Raw genomic sequence first — 15,416 nt, 5'->3', positions numbered from 1 at the left:
GTCGTACCTTGACGTCCACATGAGCGGGATTGCGGAGTTTTCGGCGCAAGAAGCGTACGTGGACGTCTACATGTGCGAGATTGCGGAGTTTTCGGAGCATGAAGCGTACGTGGACGTCTACATGAGCGAGATTGCGGAGTTTTCGGAAGATGAAGCGTACGTAGAGGTCTACATGAGCGAGATTGCGGGGTTTTCGGAGCATGAAGCGTACGTGGAGGTCTACATGAGCGAGATTGCGGGGTTTTCGGAGCATGAAGCGTACGTAGAGGTCTACATTGATCGATACAGCGAGGAGGAAATCATGATGACAGCAGAAGGAACGGAACGGGTGAAATTATCCCAATGGGACGCAATGCTGATTGAATCGCTGCGTGTACTTGGCTGGTCGGATGATGAACTGATTCATCGTACTCAGCAAGGCGACCTGCCGAAGGATGACACCAGCATCTATGAGTTCAACTACGAGGAACTGGCGGCCTTCGCTGCCAAAGAACCGGCGACGTTCGAAGCGGCGGTTCGCTCGGGGTATCAGATCAAGTACAATACCATTCGCGGCATCCGCAGCTGGATCGCCATTGCATTCGTTCAGGAGCCTGAGCTTGTGCTGGAAGAAGGTCGCGAAGCGGTTGTCGCTACACTGACGCCGGCTGAGAAGGCGCGCCTGTCGGCAGTCTTGTCGCATGGCTGGACGATTCTCGGCGGCGAGGATGAGGCCGGGGCTGGCGCAGGTGCGTCGGTGTATCGGATCGTGCCGCAGCCGCAGGCTTAACGGCCTAAAGTAGCATCATGAAAAGCTGTTGCCCAAGTGCGTCGTGTGACTTGGTGAGCAGCTTTTTTGTGTTGAAGAGTTGGTGGGCCCCCTTGATGCAGGATTTCCACTATCGCTCGGGGTGGTTTTGGCTCTAACAAATCCTATTTGGGCTAAATCAGCGGACCACCGAAGTCCCTTCCAACTAGCACATGTGTAGCACTGAGAACCACACATCCGCCGAAGTCCCCGCCAACTAGCACATGTGTAGCACTGAGAGCTACACATCCGCCGAAATCACCGCCAACTAGCACATGTGTAGCACTGAGAACCACACATCCACTGAAGTCCCCGCCAACAAGCACATGTGTAGCACTGAGAGCTACACATCCACCGAAGTCCCCTCCAACTAGCCCATGTGTTGCTCTGAGAACCACACATCCACCGAAGTCCCCGCTAACTAGCACATGTGTAGCACTGAGAGCTACACATCCACGGGAAGCGTCGCAGTATTGCTCGCGCGGCGCGTCTCTCCTCTAAACTAAGGCAGCGCCTCCGGCCGCATGTACCGGTCGCGGAACACAGAGGGCGTCACGCCTTCGGCGAGGCGGAAGCGCTCGATATAGTAGCTCGGCTTCGAGAAGCCCGCCTCAAGGGCGATTTGCTTCACGGGTTTGGACGTCGTAATCAACATCTGCTTCGATAGCTCAATGCGCAGCATATTGAGATAGGTTAGCGGGGGCATCCCCATCTGCGTATGGAAAGTCCGGCTGAAATAAGCCGGGCTTATTCCGCATTGATCGGCCAGCTTCTGCAAGGGCAAATCCTTGGCGCAGTTCATGCGCATGAATTCGGCGGCGCGTCTGATGGCATGCACCAAGCCGGGCTCGCTTGGCGCGTTCAAGTCAGCGGAATGGAGCAGAATTTCGAGCAGGATCTCATACGTTAAGGCGGCATACCGTGGCACATAGGCCATATCGTTCTTGCTTGCCGCATCCCATAGTTCTTCCATCAGCGCAATCAGCCGCGTATTGCCTTCGAACGAGAAAGCCCAGACATCTCCAATCCGCTTATCGCCAATCAAATCCCGGATCCCTTCCCCGCTCAAGTAAATCCACCACACTTCCCAAGGGTCATCTGCGTAGGTTCCGAAATGCTGATACTGATCCTCCGCATAGACGAAGCCCATGCCGGACTTCAGTTCAACGGATCCGACACCAGTTCGGAGCCACCCGCTGCCACGTACAACAAAGTGAATATTATAGAAATTCTGCCCATAGCGCATGCCGTTAACAAGGTGGTTCGGCTCATCGAAGATATGACCGACACCGATCGGATAAGCAGGGAAACGGTTGAAATCAGGTTTGGCTAAAAAGTGGGCATCGTACATCTTCATCAGCTCCGCAAAAAGTTGGTATACAAAACGCAAAAAACAGGCATCCGATTGCTAATAGTAATAGTATATATTGAGGTTATGAAAGAAGAAATAACAAAATCATCATACTTCTTAAGTGAAAGGACGCTGAGGCATGGAGTATACGACATTTGGACGAACGGGACTGAAGGTATCCAAACTTGGCCTTGGAGGGGCACCAATCGGCGGCGACTTCAAGGATGTCAATGAAGCGGAAATCGAGCGCGTCATTCACGAGTCGCTGGATCTGGGCATTAATTTCATCGATACGGCTCCCTTGTACGGAAGCGGTTTATCCGAAGAACGCTTCGGCCGGGCGCTCGTCGGCGGAAGACGCGAGAAGATTGTCCTCGCCACGAAAGCGGCGCGTTTCGATAAGGATTACGATTACGAGGGCATCATGAAGTCCGTTGAAGAAAGTCTACAGCGCTTACAGACGGATTATATCGATCTGCTTCAGCTCCATGATGTGGAGAAGAAACCGTATGACGTCATTATCAACGAAGCGATTCCGGCGATGCTGAAGCTGCGGGAGCAGGGCAAGATTCGTTTCCTCGGCGTGACAACACGCAATTTGGATTTGCTGAAGCGGTATATGGAGACCGACGCATTCGACTCCATTCAGTTCTACGCACGCTATATGCTGCTCGATTATTCGGCTGCCAAGGAGATCATTCCGCTCGCCAAGGAGAAGAACATTGCAGTTATTAACGGCAGCGTTCTCGGCATGGGGCTTCTCGCGGATGCGCCTGCGAAGTTCCTGAATGAAGAACTGACCAGCGAAGCAGCCAGACGCATGGAGAGTTTAGCATTCCTACGGCGCACGGAGCCCAAAGGGTTGGTTGAACCGGGGATGCGGTTCAGTTTGCAGAATCCTGATATTCATGTCACGCTGACCGGCACTGCTTCAAGCCGTTCATTGCGCGCCAACATCTCCTATTGCGACGGCCAAGGCTTGGCGCCCGAGGATCACAGCCGAGTGATGAGTTTGTTCGCCGACAGCCCGTCTTTATTTGTCTAATCCCATTAATAATCACACACTAATTAACCATCTAAAGGAGCGTATACGACCATGACCTATATTGTGAAAAACACCCATACGATCAGCGACGAATTGCTGGAGGAATTGAAGCTTGTCAGTGTCAGCACGGCTTCCCATACCCTTGTTGAGATGGGATACCGCAACGCATATATGCAAGGCATTATGCCATTAAGCTTTCCCGAAGGTCAGGAAAGCGCGGTAGGCCGCGCGGTAACCTTGCGTTTCGTTCCACTGCGCGAGGATCTCGTGAAACAGCAGTACGATACCCTTCCGGAGTCGCCGCACCGGGTTGCGCTGGAGTCCATTACGCCGAACGATGTGCTCGTGATCGATACCGGCAGTCATATGGAAACCGGCGTTGTCGGGGATATTTTTACGCGTCGTCTGCGTTACCTGGGTGGTCAAGCCATTATCGTCGATGGTTGCATTCGTGATTTGCAGCGGGTAAAAGCCGTGAATTTCCCGGTGTTGGCCAGAGGCGTTCACGGCGGCGCCATTCCGCGGTCGTTAATGTCCGTTGGTTTTAATGAACCGATTCGCTGCGGCGGAGTGTCAGTCGTGCCGGGCGATATTATCCTGGTCGACCGTGATGGCGCTGTAGCGATTCCGCCGCAATGCGTGGAGGATATCGTGAAGATTGCCAGAGCGCATGACGAGCTGGAGGAACGCTGGATTAAGATGAAGCTGGACGAAGGTGCGTCACTGCATACTCATTACCCGCCAAACGCAGAAGCGAAGATCGAATTCGAGAACTGGAAGAAGGAGAATGGCTATGCTTAAACTGCATGCTAATCTTGCTTTCTACGAGCCGCCGAAGTGGGCGTTGCTTGAACGGCAGCTCATCAATCTGATGAATGATGCAGTTGAGCCGCTTATCGAACGCTATATCCGCCCTGACGGCACGATTCTGTGGCCTACCACGGATACCCATACCGGCATTGACGCGCTGGATGACATGTATGAGAGCTTTTTCAATTGGCCGTTGTTCTATATCTTGGGCGGTCATGAGAAGTTTAAGACGTTGTCCAAGAAGGAATTCGACGCGATTACGACGCAATTCGCGCGTTACGATTCCGGCACCGGCCACAAAATGGTCGAGAAGGAATATGAGCAGGGCTACGACTGGTTCCACCAAGGCGAAGGGTATACGATGTTTTACCACATGGGGTTAATGGACCCGAATGATCCCGTTATCAAAGAGCGTGCGAAGCGTTTTGCCGGACTATTCTTAAACGAAGACCCGGAAGCGATCAACTATGACCCGGAGCACCGCATCATTCCTTATCCGCATTCCGGCAGTAAAGGGGCGACGGACCGCAATTTCACGACTCATTTCAGCGGCTGGTATTATATCGATTGGATGAGGCATTACGGGCTGCATTTTCAGGATGTGCCGGGCGTGACAACGTTGGATGATTTGAAGCATGACGAGGGCGCGCTGGCGATGGGCAAGGCGATTGTCGAACGTGCCTCTCGCGGCGATATTCCGCTGAATTTGCTCGCCACCAGTATGGTGACGAATGCTTATCTGCACACGGGCGATCCCAAGTATAAAACGTGGGTGAAGGAGTACGTGGATGCTTGGATCGACAGGGCCAAACAGAACGGCGGCCTGATTCCGGATAATGTCGGCTTGAACGGAATCATCGGGGAGCATAACGGCGGCAAATGGTACGGCGGCTGGTATGGCTGGACTTGGCCGCATGGCTGGGTAAGCATTGGTCAAGGCGTTGGCGTAGCTGTGCAAAATGCCCTGCTGCTCGAACGTGATCCGGCATACATGGAGTTTCTGCGCTCACAGCTGACCATCATGAACGACAAGGCGATCGTTGGGGAAGATGGCACCCGCTATCTGCCTAATAAATTCGGCGATCCGGGTTGGTATCAGTATACGACCTCGAATATTATTCTCGATGACGATGGGAAGACGGTGACATGGAAGGATCACGCTTTCGAGTTCACGACCATCGAGCCGTTCTATCCGACACATCTCTGGTACATGTCGATGGAGGAAGCCGACCATACGCTTCTGAAATCGCTACGCAATTATGCGAAGCCGGACTACAATCAAATCCGTTATTTCCGGAACAAGGACCAAGCCGGACACGATTATTGCTGGGTTTCCTATCTAGAAGGGGAATATCCGAGCTATCCGGAAGAGATCTTGAACTATAATTTGACCCAGATCTATCAGCGTCTGAGCTTCATGCGGACGGACACGGAAGATCCTGCAGGCTATCGCGACGATTACTTGCAAATTCGCAATACGGTAACGCTGGAAGGGTTGCTGCAGCTAACACTCGGTGCGCCGTCTCCGCTCTATAACGGCGGCTTGCTGCAGGCGCGACTTCGTTACTACGATGCCGATGCGAAGCGGCCGGGATTGCCTGCCGACGTTGCGGCACTGGTTGAGAAGCTGGAAGCGGATCGGACGACGGTGAAGCTGGTCAATCTTCACCCTACGGAATCACGCACCGTTATCCTGCAAGCGGGTGCATTCGGCGAACATCAATTTACGGATGTGGTGTATACGGTGTTTGGTGCTGCTGTGAACGATGGCAGCCAGCTTAGCGCGTCCACGACGATGGAGAAGCTGCCGAGCGGTTTGTTCAATCCACAATCGACAACAGCTACCGCAGAGGTAAACGATAAGTGGCTGCAAGTGACCATTGAGCCAGGCAGCCATACGACGCTTGAACTCGGCATGGTCCGGTTCGCAAACGATCCATCCTATCAGGAGCCTTGGAGTGAATAACATGTCTAATGACATCGAACGGATCATCTGGATTTCTGCCATTAAGCCGGGTATGGAGGAGGCGTTCCTGACCGAGCTGGCTGGCGCGGATGCTTCATTAAAGGCGCGGCTGAAGCAGTGTGGCGTGGAAACATGCAGCGTATTTCGCGAAGGGCGGTACCTCTTCACGTATTTGGAGCAGCTGCTGGGTAGCGCTGCTATCGAGCGGGCTCGCTTATGGGCTGCGGACGAGAAACTGTTGTCGCTGCTGGAAACTTGGCCGAGTATCGACGGTGCCAAGGGTACGTACGAACTGCGGATGAACGATATTTTTCACGATGACCTTCCGCAGTCTGACGTACCTTGGCGGCATCCGGATTACCGGCCGACGCAGCGGGTCGGCAGTCTGTCGAGGCTGAAGCCGAATCAGTACGCCAGCTATGTGTTCTTGCATTATCAGCTGCAAGAAGAGAAGCCGAGACTGTTTAATAAGTATTATATAATCGGCAGTCTGGGCGAATATATCTTCTCTTATCAGGAGCTCCCTGCCATAGTGGAGGCACCTCGAAAGGGGCTGCTGTCAACGAAAGAAACGCCGCCGGATTGGGGCGTGGCGATGGAGCCGCATTTCGAGCCGTGGACGGATAAACCGGAAGCGGAGCGGCTGTGGTGCGTGATGGAAGAGCTGTTCTACATGGGCAGAGAGGAATAGTACTCGCTCCATAAGAAAAACCTTACCAAGCTTGGAGATGCCGCGAACGTTGCGAGCCACCAAGGCAGGGTAAGGTTTTTTCGTTTGTTTAAGCCGACTGTTTATCGAATAAGTTGAACATGCTGTTGTAAATGACCGCAGAGAGCGCGGCGAGCACGGCCAGCAGCGTGAACGTCCATGTGAAGCCAATCCAGCTGGTTAGCGGGATGGTAAGCGGCGAGAGTGTCCGTCCGAGCGTATAGCGTAAGCTGGCTGCGGCAAAATATTGTCCGCGCATATCCTCCGGCGCGAGCCTTGCGATGAAAGCCTGCTGCGGTCCGGCGGACATCAGCTCGGCCAAGGTGAAGATGGCAATCGCGAGCGCGAAGCCCCAGAAGGTGGACATGAGGCCGAACATCTGAATGCCTACGGCATAGAGTAAGGCGCCTCCGATGAAGATGTACCGATCGCGGAAGCCGACGATCCACTTGGTGACAAGGACGGTGAAGAGGGCGACGAGCAGTCCGTTCTCCGATACAATCAGGCCGAACAGCTGTTGTCCGGTGACTTCCAGATGCCAGTCCTTGAACGAGAAGATCGTGGCCTGCTGAACGGTTTCCTTCAAGAAGACCGGGAACAAGAGGTCGAGCTGCATGAACGTTTGCGAGAGCAGAACGCCGGCTATGGTGAAGAGCAGAAAGACGCGGTCCGACGCGATAACCTTGTAGTCCCGCAGTTGTACAGCGACTGCGCGGTACCAAGGATCGCCGGCGTTCGAGCGTTTGCGTTCGGTGAGTTTCTCCGGAAGCGTCTCTTGCAGACGATAGTTCATGAAGAGCGCGAGCAGCATACAGATAATGGCGGCTCCCAGCAATACCGAATAGGGATTATCCTCGTATAACAGCGACCCGAGCAGCGGTCCGACAACAACGGCTACGTTGGCCGCAGTATAGAAGATGGCGAAGACGCTCGCCTGGTCTTTCTCCTCGACCACATCGGCGACCATTGCTTGGCTGGCAGGCCAGTACAAGGCACCGAAGAAGCTCGCCATGGTGAAGCCGGCGAAACCGAGAACCGGCATGGACAGCCATGGAGATGCGGCAGCGGCGAACAGTCCATATCCGACGGCTTGTCCATATGCCGCAAACACCATCATGCGCTTGCGTCCGAATCGGTCCGCGCAGTAACCACCGAGCAAGTTCGCAAATACGGATAACAGTTGAGACAATACGAGGAGGATACCGGTCCAGCCTTTGCCGAACTCACGGGTGAAATAGATGGAGAGGAATGGAAAGAAGGTCCAGAAAATAACGTTAAAAGCTGCTTCCCCGCCAAGGCGGATTTTTAAATTTGAATCCCAATCTCTGATTTTCATGGTGTGCAAATCCCTCTGGTTCTAAGTGTTTAACCATCATACACCTTCTATTCATATTGAAACAACAAGAAATGGCTGTCATAATTGAACGAACAGCACAAATGACGAAGAGGTGTCTATGTCCAGCGATACGTCTTATACGACCGAAGAAATAGCCAAGCTGCTCAAAATATCCAAGCTCACCGTGTATGATCTAATCAAGAAAGGCGAGCTCCCATCTTACCGGGTCGGGAAGCAGATCCGCGTGGATGCTTCCGCTCTTGACGTGTACAAGCATCGGGCCCAAGGAACTGGAGCCTCCGGTCAAGGAGCCGCGCAGCAGGCAATTATGTCACCGTCCTCGACTATTCCGTATACACCGCCGCCAAGCATAGCTTCAGAACGCTCGCTTGTCATCACCGGACATGATATTAGCCTCGACATGCTGAGCAAGCATATGGAGAAGCAATTGCCAGGCTATCGGCCGCTGCGTGCATTCGTCGGCAGCATGGACAGTTTGATCTCCATGTACAAGGGCGAATCCGACATCGTAAGCACCCATTTGCTCGACGGAGATACAGGCACTTATAATTTGCCCTATATTCGGAAACTGCTTGTCGGCAAGCCGGTGATTGTCGTTCATCTGCTCGCGCGCTCGGCTGGCTTCTATGTCAAAGAAGGGAATCCGAAGCAGGTGCAGACATGGGCGGATTTGAGCCAGCCGGGGCTAAGAATCGTGAACCGCGAGCAAGGCTCGGGTGCGCGCGTGCTGCTCGATGAACAGCTGAGGCTGCATCAGATTTCGGCGCAGCAGCTGAAGGGTTACCGGGATGAAGAACATAGCCATCTAGCTATCGCCGGCAAAATCGCTTCGGGTGAAGCCGATGTTGGCGTTGGGATCGAGCAGGCAGCAAGCATCGTCGGAGGCGTTGAATTCGTGCCGCTCATTCAGGAGCGTTACGATCTGGTCATGCTGAAGCGACCGGATAATCTGCGGTGGATTGAAGCCGTCGTGCAGATTCTGCAATCCGACGCTTATCAAAGCGAGCTGCGGAGCATTCGCGGTTATGATTTACGGGAGAGCGGACGAATTCTGCTCGATATGTAATGATAAATAGAGCCCCTCGGCGAGCACTTCATTTCGATGTGCGCGCCGAGGGGCTCTTATGCGGAAAATCCCCTTCACCACGCAGCATGCGAGGCAAAGGGGATTCTTCAATTAGTGATCTTCTTTGGTTATTCGATTGACGATCAGGAGCATGATAAAGGAGAGCGCCACCATGGATCCGGCCCACGCCCATGCCATCCGCATGCTGCCTCCGTCCATCGCAACATAGATGGCGGTAGGAATCGTCTGCGTTCGGCCCGGAATATTCCCGGCAATCATGAGCGTTGCTCCGAATTCGCCGAGCCCGCGTGCGAAGCCTAGAATATAGCCTGTCGTCACGGAGCGAAAAGCAAGGGGAAGCGTAATGTAGCGAAAAACCTGCCATTCCGAAGCTCCGTACACCCTTGCCGAATTTTCCAGTGAGCGGTCTATTCCCTCAAAGCCGGCTTTCATTGTACGATAAGCTAGCGGAAACGCGACGACTACAGCAGCGATGACGGCAGCTTCCCAAGTAAAGATGATCGGTCCGCCGAACAGCTTCTCATACAGCTTGCCGGGCCAGCTGCGCCGTCCGAAGACTACGAGCAGGATGAACCCGATGACCGTTGGCGGCAGCACAAGCGGCAGCATCAGAATCGCATCGACGATGCTTTTGCCGAAGAATCGCATGCGGGCCATCCGCCAAGCAATGAAGACGGATAACACCAGCATGATGACGCTGGCGATCAGCGATACTTGGATGGAAAGCGATATGGGTTCAAGAAAAGTTGGCCAATCCATTGTTCATCATCCTGTCTTATGGCAGCATAAAACCGTATTTGACGAATATAGCATCAGCCTTGCTGCCTTGTAAATACGAATAGAAATCCGCAGCTTCTTTCAAATGTTTCGTGTCCTTCACGATACCGGCCGGATAAAGAATCGGCTTATGAACGCCCGGAATAATACGAAGAGCCACTTTTACTTTCTTGGAAGTGAGCGCATCGGTCTTGTAGACGAAACCTGCATCTACATTCCCGGTTTCAACGTAAGTTAGCACTTGACGAACATCTTTAGCGTAGACAAGTTTAGACTCTACGGAATCCCATACTTTGCGGGTAGTTAATGTGTCTTTCGCATATTGACCGGCCGGAACGGATTCCGGTTGACCGATGGCAATGGTTTTCACATCTTTATCCGCCAATTGCTTAACCGTGTTGAAAGCTTTCTTGCTAGTGGTTGGCACTACCATGACAAGCTCATTCTTTAGCAGCAGGGAGCTGCGTTCAATCAGCTTCGCATCCGTCAGTGCATCCATTTGCTTCTGACCTGCGGAGAGGAACAAGTCAGCTGGCGCGCCTTGCTCGATTTGCTTCTGCAAGGTACCGGATGAACCAAGGTTAAACACCAAGTCAATCGTAGGATGGCTGGCTTCATAGCCTTTCTCGATTTCAGCGAGGCTGTCCTTCAAGCTTGCGGCAGCCGAAACAAGCAGCTCTGTTTTCTTCGAAGCAGCGATTGCAGGTTGTGCCGTTGCAGCAAGAAGAGCTACCGGTAGGGCGATGCTCAGCATTATTTTCGACGTGCGTTTCAACATAAGTAATAACACTCCATTTCATCGTCTATGAAATTATCTATGTGATATATCGTAACATAGTAGACTACTGATTTGAATGTCTATTTTATATTTATATCTATTTAGTATGGTTTAGTTATAAATAGAATGAAAGCTAATCTGCATAATCGGGAGAAGATCCTAGTGAATAGACGTTACAAGCGCAAGCTTCTTATTCTGTGCATTGGTTTTATCTTTGCAATTCTATCCTTCACTATTGGCGTGAATCAGCTGCTTACCTACAAGAAAGCGGTGGTTGTATTCGCCTCGGGCAGGGAGTCGGAGGTTCAGATTCCGGTGCTCTGCTATCATTCGATCACGGATAAGAAATCAGGGGAGTATGTGGTCAGTCCGGCTCACCTCGAGGAACAGATGCTTTGGCTGCACGAACAAGGTTATCGGAGCATTAATCTGAATCAGTTTGAGCTATTAATGAAAGGAAAAATACCGAACGATGGACGCAATGTGCTGATTACGTTCGATGACGGGTATAAGGACAACTATACGAATGCCTATCCGATCTTGAACAAGTACGGGTATGCAGCTGTGGAGTTTCTGGTGACCAACTGGGTTGGCGGGCCGGACTATATGAATTGGAGCGAAGTTGATCAACTTGGCAGGGGCGGCTGGGATCTGATGTCGCACACGCGGACGCATCCGTATCTGCCCCTCCACACGGCGAAGGGCCAGGTCGATGAAATTGCCGGTTCCAAGGCCGCGCTTGAGAAACATCTGTCCAAACCGGTTCGCGTCATCGCTTATCCGTATGGACTGCGCAGCTTTGAGACCATGAAGATCGTAAAGGACAGCGGGTATGATTATGCATTTACGTTCGATGACGGCATGACAACCTCGTTGCAGGATCCCTATCTTCTAAAGCGCTTGTTCATCTCCGGCGAGATGGAGCTGCCTGCGTTTGAGCAGAAGATGGAGCCGGATCGTGAAAGCTAATCGTTCGTATGGATGAAAAAAGAACCTTCAACGTCACTGCAGCAGTGGGTTGAGGGTTCTTTTGCATATGCGTGTTATTCGGTTGTGTATCCCTGAAAGAACTGTCCGTTCTCGAGCTGATGGACGAATTGCTGCAGCCATTCATAGTAACGTACGGCATGTTTTAATTTATGGAGGTCCTTGAGACATAACATCCGCTCTTCCTCCGAGGTATCCAGCTCGAGGATCATCTCCGATAAGGAAGGGAACACTTCGTCAATGGCGCTGCGCATGACATCAATTTCCCGCTGCAGCTTCGCTGCGAAGAATTGCTGGAACGCTTTGAAGAAATCCGTCTCGACTTCATAGAGCTCTTTGCGGTCAGCCTTCTCTTCGAGCTTGACCATCATTTTGGAATCGATTAATGCGCGGACGGCGTAGCTCATATTGCTCTTGCTCATGTTCATGCTGGCTTGCATCTCTTCTTGGGTCATGGGCCGATCCTCGAAGAGCATAATGCCGTAGAGCTGGCCGAAGGAATAATTAACGCCGTACAAGTCCATTGTTTTGGCAATGGCATCGATGACCTTCATGCGAAACTGCTCGCGCGGCGACACCGGTTCTTTCAGTTTCCCCGAAGTGACTTTCTTCACGTTCTCCGCCTCCGCCTACGAATGTACAAGGGTTCCGAAAAATTATACCAAACCGATGGGGGAAACGAAATAACCATGTTTATTTCGTTCAAAAATTATTGAATTTAAATCATTTATCACGTAATAAAGCTATTATTAGATGAAAATTAAATATTTATTGAACAAATTAGGATTGATGAAGGCGTATGATATGAGTATAGTGGTGTAGAGGGGGCGACGACTTGAATCAATTGACAGCAGCAGGTAACCGTTATCCGATTGATGCTATTTTATTTGATAAAGACGGCACGTTGATCGATTTTATTTTCACTTGGGGACGATGGAGCGAGCATATGCTGGAAGCATTCGCTAACCAGCTCGAGGCCAAGCAGCTGCCGCCGATGCAGCTCGATATGGCAACCTTGTGGGGGACTCGTCATGCCTCGAACGGGGAGATTATCGACTACGATCGTAATGGTCCTCTTGCGATGGGCACGATCGATGATCTGATTGCCGTGCTCGCCTGGCAAGGATATCTCGCCGGTATGTCATGGGCCGAGGCGAAGCTTGCCGTGCAGCAATGCCGGCAATATGCGGATGCGCAGCTTCATGCAGCGCGAGCAGCCAAAGCGCTTCCCGGCGTTATTCCATTCTTGGAGCAATGCCGCGAGAACGGGCTTATACTTGCTGTCGTAACTGCGGACGAGACAGACGCAGCCGTCAAGCAATTGGAGTGGCTGGGGCTTACGTCTTATTTTGCAGCCTGTATCGGTACGGATCAGGTGGAGCGGGGTAAACCGTTCCCGGATATGGTGGAGCTGGCCTGCTCAAGACTGTCGCTTTCTCCTTCGCGGGTGGCTGTCATTGGGGATACCAATGGCGATATGAAGATGGCTAAGTTTGCGGGAGCGGCCGTTGCCATCGGTATTGCGTCTGACGCTAGCGATGGCGCTAGGGCGAAGCTGTCCGATGCGGATGCCGTTATCGTCTCGATGTCTGAATTAGAACTGCGTAAGCAGCTATGATGAAAGGTGAGAGCACCGTGGGTTGGATTTTATTAGCGATAGCTATCGCTTTCGAGCTAACCGGTACAATTTCCATGAAATTGTCCGCAAGCTTCACGAAGCTGATTCCTTCCATTATCATGTTTGTCTGCTATGCAGCAAGCTTCACATTAATTAATTACGCGCTTGGTTATTTGCAGGTTAGCATTGTCTATGCGATTTGGTCAGGTGTCGGAATCGTGCTGATTACGATTGCCGGGTATTTTATTTTCGATGAAAAACTGCCTCCGATCTCCTTCTTATGGATTGGTTTGATCCTTGTTGGCGTAATCGGATTGCAAGTGAGCAGCAAAGGACATTGAAACCGAAATTCAAAGGGGATATTTGAAATCAATGGAAACGACAATAAACCAAGAGCAGTCGGAGCGGCCTTTACTCTCCTTCCAAGTCATAACGGATACGCATATTACCAATGATCCGGCGCATGAGCATAATCGCAATTTGGAGTGGGCATTAGCTGATATTGCGGCGAATGGAGAAGGAAGCTGCGGTATCATGCATGCGGGGGATTTGACGGATAACGGGATTATCGAGGAATATGAGGAATTTCATCGGATATGGAATGCGAGCAGTGAGGCGCTGCCGAAGCTCTATGTGACAAGCGGCAATCATGATATTGGTGATGAATGGCGGCACCATATGGAGCTATTCTTAGCGCAAACGGGCATGACCGGTATGTACCATGACCACTGGATTGATGGATATCATTTCATCTTCCTCGGAACGGAGGAGGGGATCGGTCTGTACTGCACCTTGTCGGAGACGCAGCTTGCTTGGCTGGATGCGAAGCTTGGGGAAGAGGCCTCGCCCGATAAGCCGGTGTTTGTATTCTTGCATCAGCCGTTGAAAGATACGGTAGCAGGCTCGCTTGAGGCGCAGAACTGGTACGGCGTTACGCAGGACGAGGAGCTCAAAGCGGTTCTGGCCAAACATCGCCAAGCGATCATGTTTACCGGTCATACGCACTGGGAGCTGGATGCACCGCATAATTTCTTTGACGGAGGCGGGCAGCTGCCCGCGATGTTTAATGCCGCTTCGACGGCATACCTATGGACGGATGAGGATGAGCATAAGGACGGCAGTCAAGGCTATTATGTAGAAGTGTATCCCGACCGTGTACTTGTGATAGGCAGGGACTTCGAGCGAGGCGAATGGGTAGAAGGCGCGCAATTTCAAGTGAAATATCCGGTCTCATTTTAGATGCAGTAGGGCACCTTTGCGGGTCAAAGTCATGGAGTTAAGACTTAACTTCATGTCATTGACCTAGGGGTGTCCTATTTTATTGTTGTCATTCGGACTTTGTGGATGTATTATTTTACCAAGTTAATTGGCGGGAGGACGCTGTGAATGGCATTGTATAAGCATAGCTTGCAGACCGAAATCAGGAAGCCGATCTCGATTGGCTATCAGCTGTTTCTGCCATCGGCTTATGACGAGCATGAAGAGAAGGACTGGCCGCTGATCGTGTTTCTTCACGGCATTAATCGTCGGGGCGACGATCTGAGCGCGCTTGACGGATACGGACTGCCGGCGATTGCGGAGAGCCGCGGTATTTTCAAATTCGTCGTCGCGGCTCCGCAGTGCGGGACACATTCGTTCTGGCCGATCGAGCGTGATGGCGTGATGGCGATGATCGATCATCTCGTTGCGACCTGCCGAATCGATGAGCGGCGTATTTATTTAACCGGGTTTAGTATGGGCGGCAACGGGGCTTGGGATCTGGCGGCTCGTTATCCGGAGCGGTTCGCGGCGGTGGCTCCGCTCTCCGGCTGGTACCAGCCCGAGGCAGCGGCCTTGCTGAAGGACGTCCCGATCTGGGCGTTCCACGGCGAAGATGACGATGTTGTGCCAGTGAGCGGTTCGCGCGATATGGTGCAGGCGCTCCAAGCGATCGGCGGCAATATCGCCTTCACGAGCTACCCGGGGCTGAAGCATCCCATCATGAATGAAACGTACCGAAATACGGAGTTGTACCAGTGGTTTTTGCAGCATGAACGGAGAGAGAACCCAGCCGGTTAGTGGCTGGGTTTTTTGCATGAAGCGGAGCTGTCCGTGTGCGTGCAACCTTCTGTGTAAGGCGGCCGTCTGTTGAGGTGAAAAGGGGG

16 protein-coding genes are annotated in these 15,416 nt (G+C 52.2%); 11 read left to right on the top strand and 5 right to left on the bottom strand.

What is annotated here, in order from left to right; genetic code table 11:
- The first annotated feature begins 19 nt into the window (after nt 1-19).
- On the top strand, nt 20-769 hold the full coding sequence (locus tag BLW29_RS32145; RefSeq protein WP_371264751.1) for a hypothetical protein: 750 nt from the start codon (nt 20-22) through the stop codon (nt 767-769).
- A 520-nt stretch (nt 770-1,289) separates the two neighbouring features.
- Here BLW29_RS32145 and BLW29_RS19520 read toward each other — a convergent pair.
- Nucleotides 1,290-2,138, bottom strand: a complete 849-nt coding sequence (locus BLW29_RS19520) for a helix-turn-helix transcriptional regulator (RefSeq protein WP_177186713.1) — start codon at nt 2,136-2,138, stop codon at nt 1,290-1,292.
- A gap of 139 nt (nt 2,139-2,277) precedes the next feature.
- On the opposite strand from BLW29_RS19520, the gene BLW29_RS19515 reads away from it, so the two are divergent.
- The 4 genes from BLW29_RS19515 to BLW29_RS19500 are packed head-to-tail and all read left to right on the top strand — an operon-like array spanning nt 2,278 to nt 6,650.
- On the top strand, nt 2,278-3,183 hold the full coding sequence (locus BLW29_RS19515; protein WP_090982677.1) for an aldo/keto reductase: 906 nt from the start codon (nt 2,278-2,280) through the stop codon (nt 3,181-3,183).
- A 51-nt stretch (nt 3,184-3,234) separates the two neighbouring features.
- On the top strand, nt 3,235-3,984 hold the full coding sequence (locus tag BLW29_RS19510) for an RraA family protein (protein WP_090982675.1): 750 nt from the start codon (nt 3,235-3,237) through the stop codon (nt 3,982-3,984).
- Complete coding sequence (locus BLW29_RS19505; RefSeq protein WP_090982673.1) at nt 3,977-5,959, top strand: DUF8034 domain-containing protein; 1,983 nt, start codon at nt 3,977-3,979, stop codon at nt 5,957-5,959. Before BLW29_RS19510 ends, BLW29_RS19505 begins: the two co-directional genes overlap by 8 nt.
- Nucleotide 5,960: 1 nt before the next feature.
- On the top strand, nt 5,961-6,650 hold the full coding sequence (locus tag BLW29_RS19500) for a hypothetical protein (RefSeq protein ID WP_090982671.1): 690 nt from the start codon (nt 5,961-5,963) through the stop codon (nt 6,648-6,650).
- 88 nt (nt 6,651-6,738) lie between these two features.
- Here the strand turns inward: BLW29_RS19500 and BLW29_RS19495 are convergent, their stop codons facing one another.
- On the bottom strand, nt 6,739-8,004 hold the full coding sequence (locus tag BLW29_RS19495; protein WP_090982669.1) for an MDR family MFS transporter: 1,266 nt from the start codon (nt 8,002-8,004) through the stop codon (nt 6,739-6,741).
- Between the two features lie 118 nt (nt 8,005-8,122).
- Between BLW29_RS19495 and BLW29_RS19490 the strand changes: the two genes are divergently transcribed.
- Nucleotides 8,123-9,091 (top strand): helix-turn-helix transcriptional regulator, encoded by a 969-nt coding sequence (locus BLW29_RS19490; protein WP_090982668.1) that lies wholly within the window; start codon nt 8,123-8,125, stop codon nt 9,089-9,091.
- 111 nt (nt 9,092-9,202) lie between these two features.
- On the opposite strand, the gene modB is transcribed toward BLW29_RS19490, so the two are convergent.
- A complete protein-coding gene (modB, locus tag BLW29_RS19485; protein ID WP_090982665.1) occupies nt 9,203-9,871 on the bottom strand; it encodes a molybdate ABC transporter permease subunit in 669 nt (222 codons plus the stop codon).
- Between the two features lie 16 nt (nt 9,872-9,887).
- Nucleotides 9,888-10,667 (bottom strand): molybdate ABC transporter substrate-binding protein, encoded by a 780-nt coding sequence (modA, locus tag BLW29_RS19480; RefSeq protein ID WP_090982663.1) that lies wholly within the window; start codon nt 10,665-10,667, stop codon nt 9,888-9,890.
- Between the two features lie 162 nt (nt 10,668-10,829).
- Between modA and BLW29_RS19475 the strand changes: the two genes are divergently transcribed.
- Nucleotides 10,830-11,636 (top strand): polysaccharide deacetylase family protein, encoded by an 807-nt coding sequence (locus tag BLW29_RS19475; RefSeq protein ID WP_177186712.1) that lies wholly within the window; start codon nt 10,830-10,832, stop codon nt 11,634-11,636.
- Between the two features lie 74 nt (nt 11,637-11,710).
- Here BLW29_RS19475 and BLW29_RS19470 read toward each other — a convergent pair whose 3' ends face one another.
- A complete protein-coding gene (locus BLW29_RS19470) occupies nt 11,711-12,268 on the bottom strand; it encodes a GbsR/MarR family transcriptional regulator (protein ID WP_090982660.1) in 558 nt (185 codons plus the stop codon).
- 221 nt (nt 12,269-12,489) lie between these two features.
- Here BLW29_RS19470 and BLW29_RS19465 point away from each other — a divergent pair, with 221 nt between their 5' ends.
- The 4 genes from BLW29_RS19465 to BLW29_RS19450 all read left to right on the top strand — a co-directional run bounded on the left by BLW29_RS19465 (nt 12,490) and on the right by BLW29_RS19450 (nt 15,330).
- A complete protein-coding gene (locus BLW29_RS19465) occupies nt 12,490-13,272 on the top strand; it encodes an HAD family hydrolase (protein ID WP_090982658.1) in 783 nt (260 codons plus the stop codon).
- 17 nt (nt 13,273-13,289) lie between these two features.
- Nucleotides 13,290-13,613 (top strand): DMT family transporter, encoded by a 324-nt coding sequence (locus tag BLW29_RS19460; RefSeq protein ID WP_371264750.1) that lies wholly within the window; start codon nt 13,290-13,292, stop codon nt 13,611-13,613.
- A gap of 31 nt (nt 13,614-13,644) precedes the next feature.
- Nucleotides 13,645-14,511 carry a metallophosphoesterase family protein gene (locus BLW29_RS19455; protein ID WP_090982654.1) on the top strand — a complete coding sequence of 289 codons (867 nt, stop codon included), beginning with the start codon at nt 13,645-13,647 and terminating at the stop codon, nt 14,509-14,511.
- 147 nt (nt 14,512-14,658) lie between these two features.
- A complete protein-coding gene (locus tag BLW29_RS19450; protein ID WP_090982651.1) occupies nt 14,659-15,330 on the top strand; it encodes a carboxylesterase family protein in 672 nt (223 codons plus the stop codon).
- The last annotated feature ends 86 nt before the right edge of the window (nt 15,331-15,416 follow it).

The organism is Paenibacillus sp. CF384, from assembly GCF_900106745.1.
In the GTDB taxonomy this organism is placed as follows: domain Bacteria; phylum Bacillota; class Bacilli; order Paenibacillales; family Paenibacillaceae; genus Paenibacillus_Z.
Note: the sequence above shows the minus strand (reverse complement) of the source record. Positions and strands in the feature narration are given on the sequence as shown.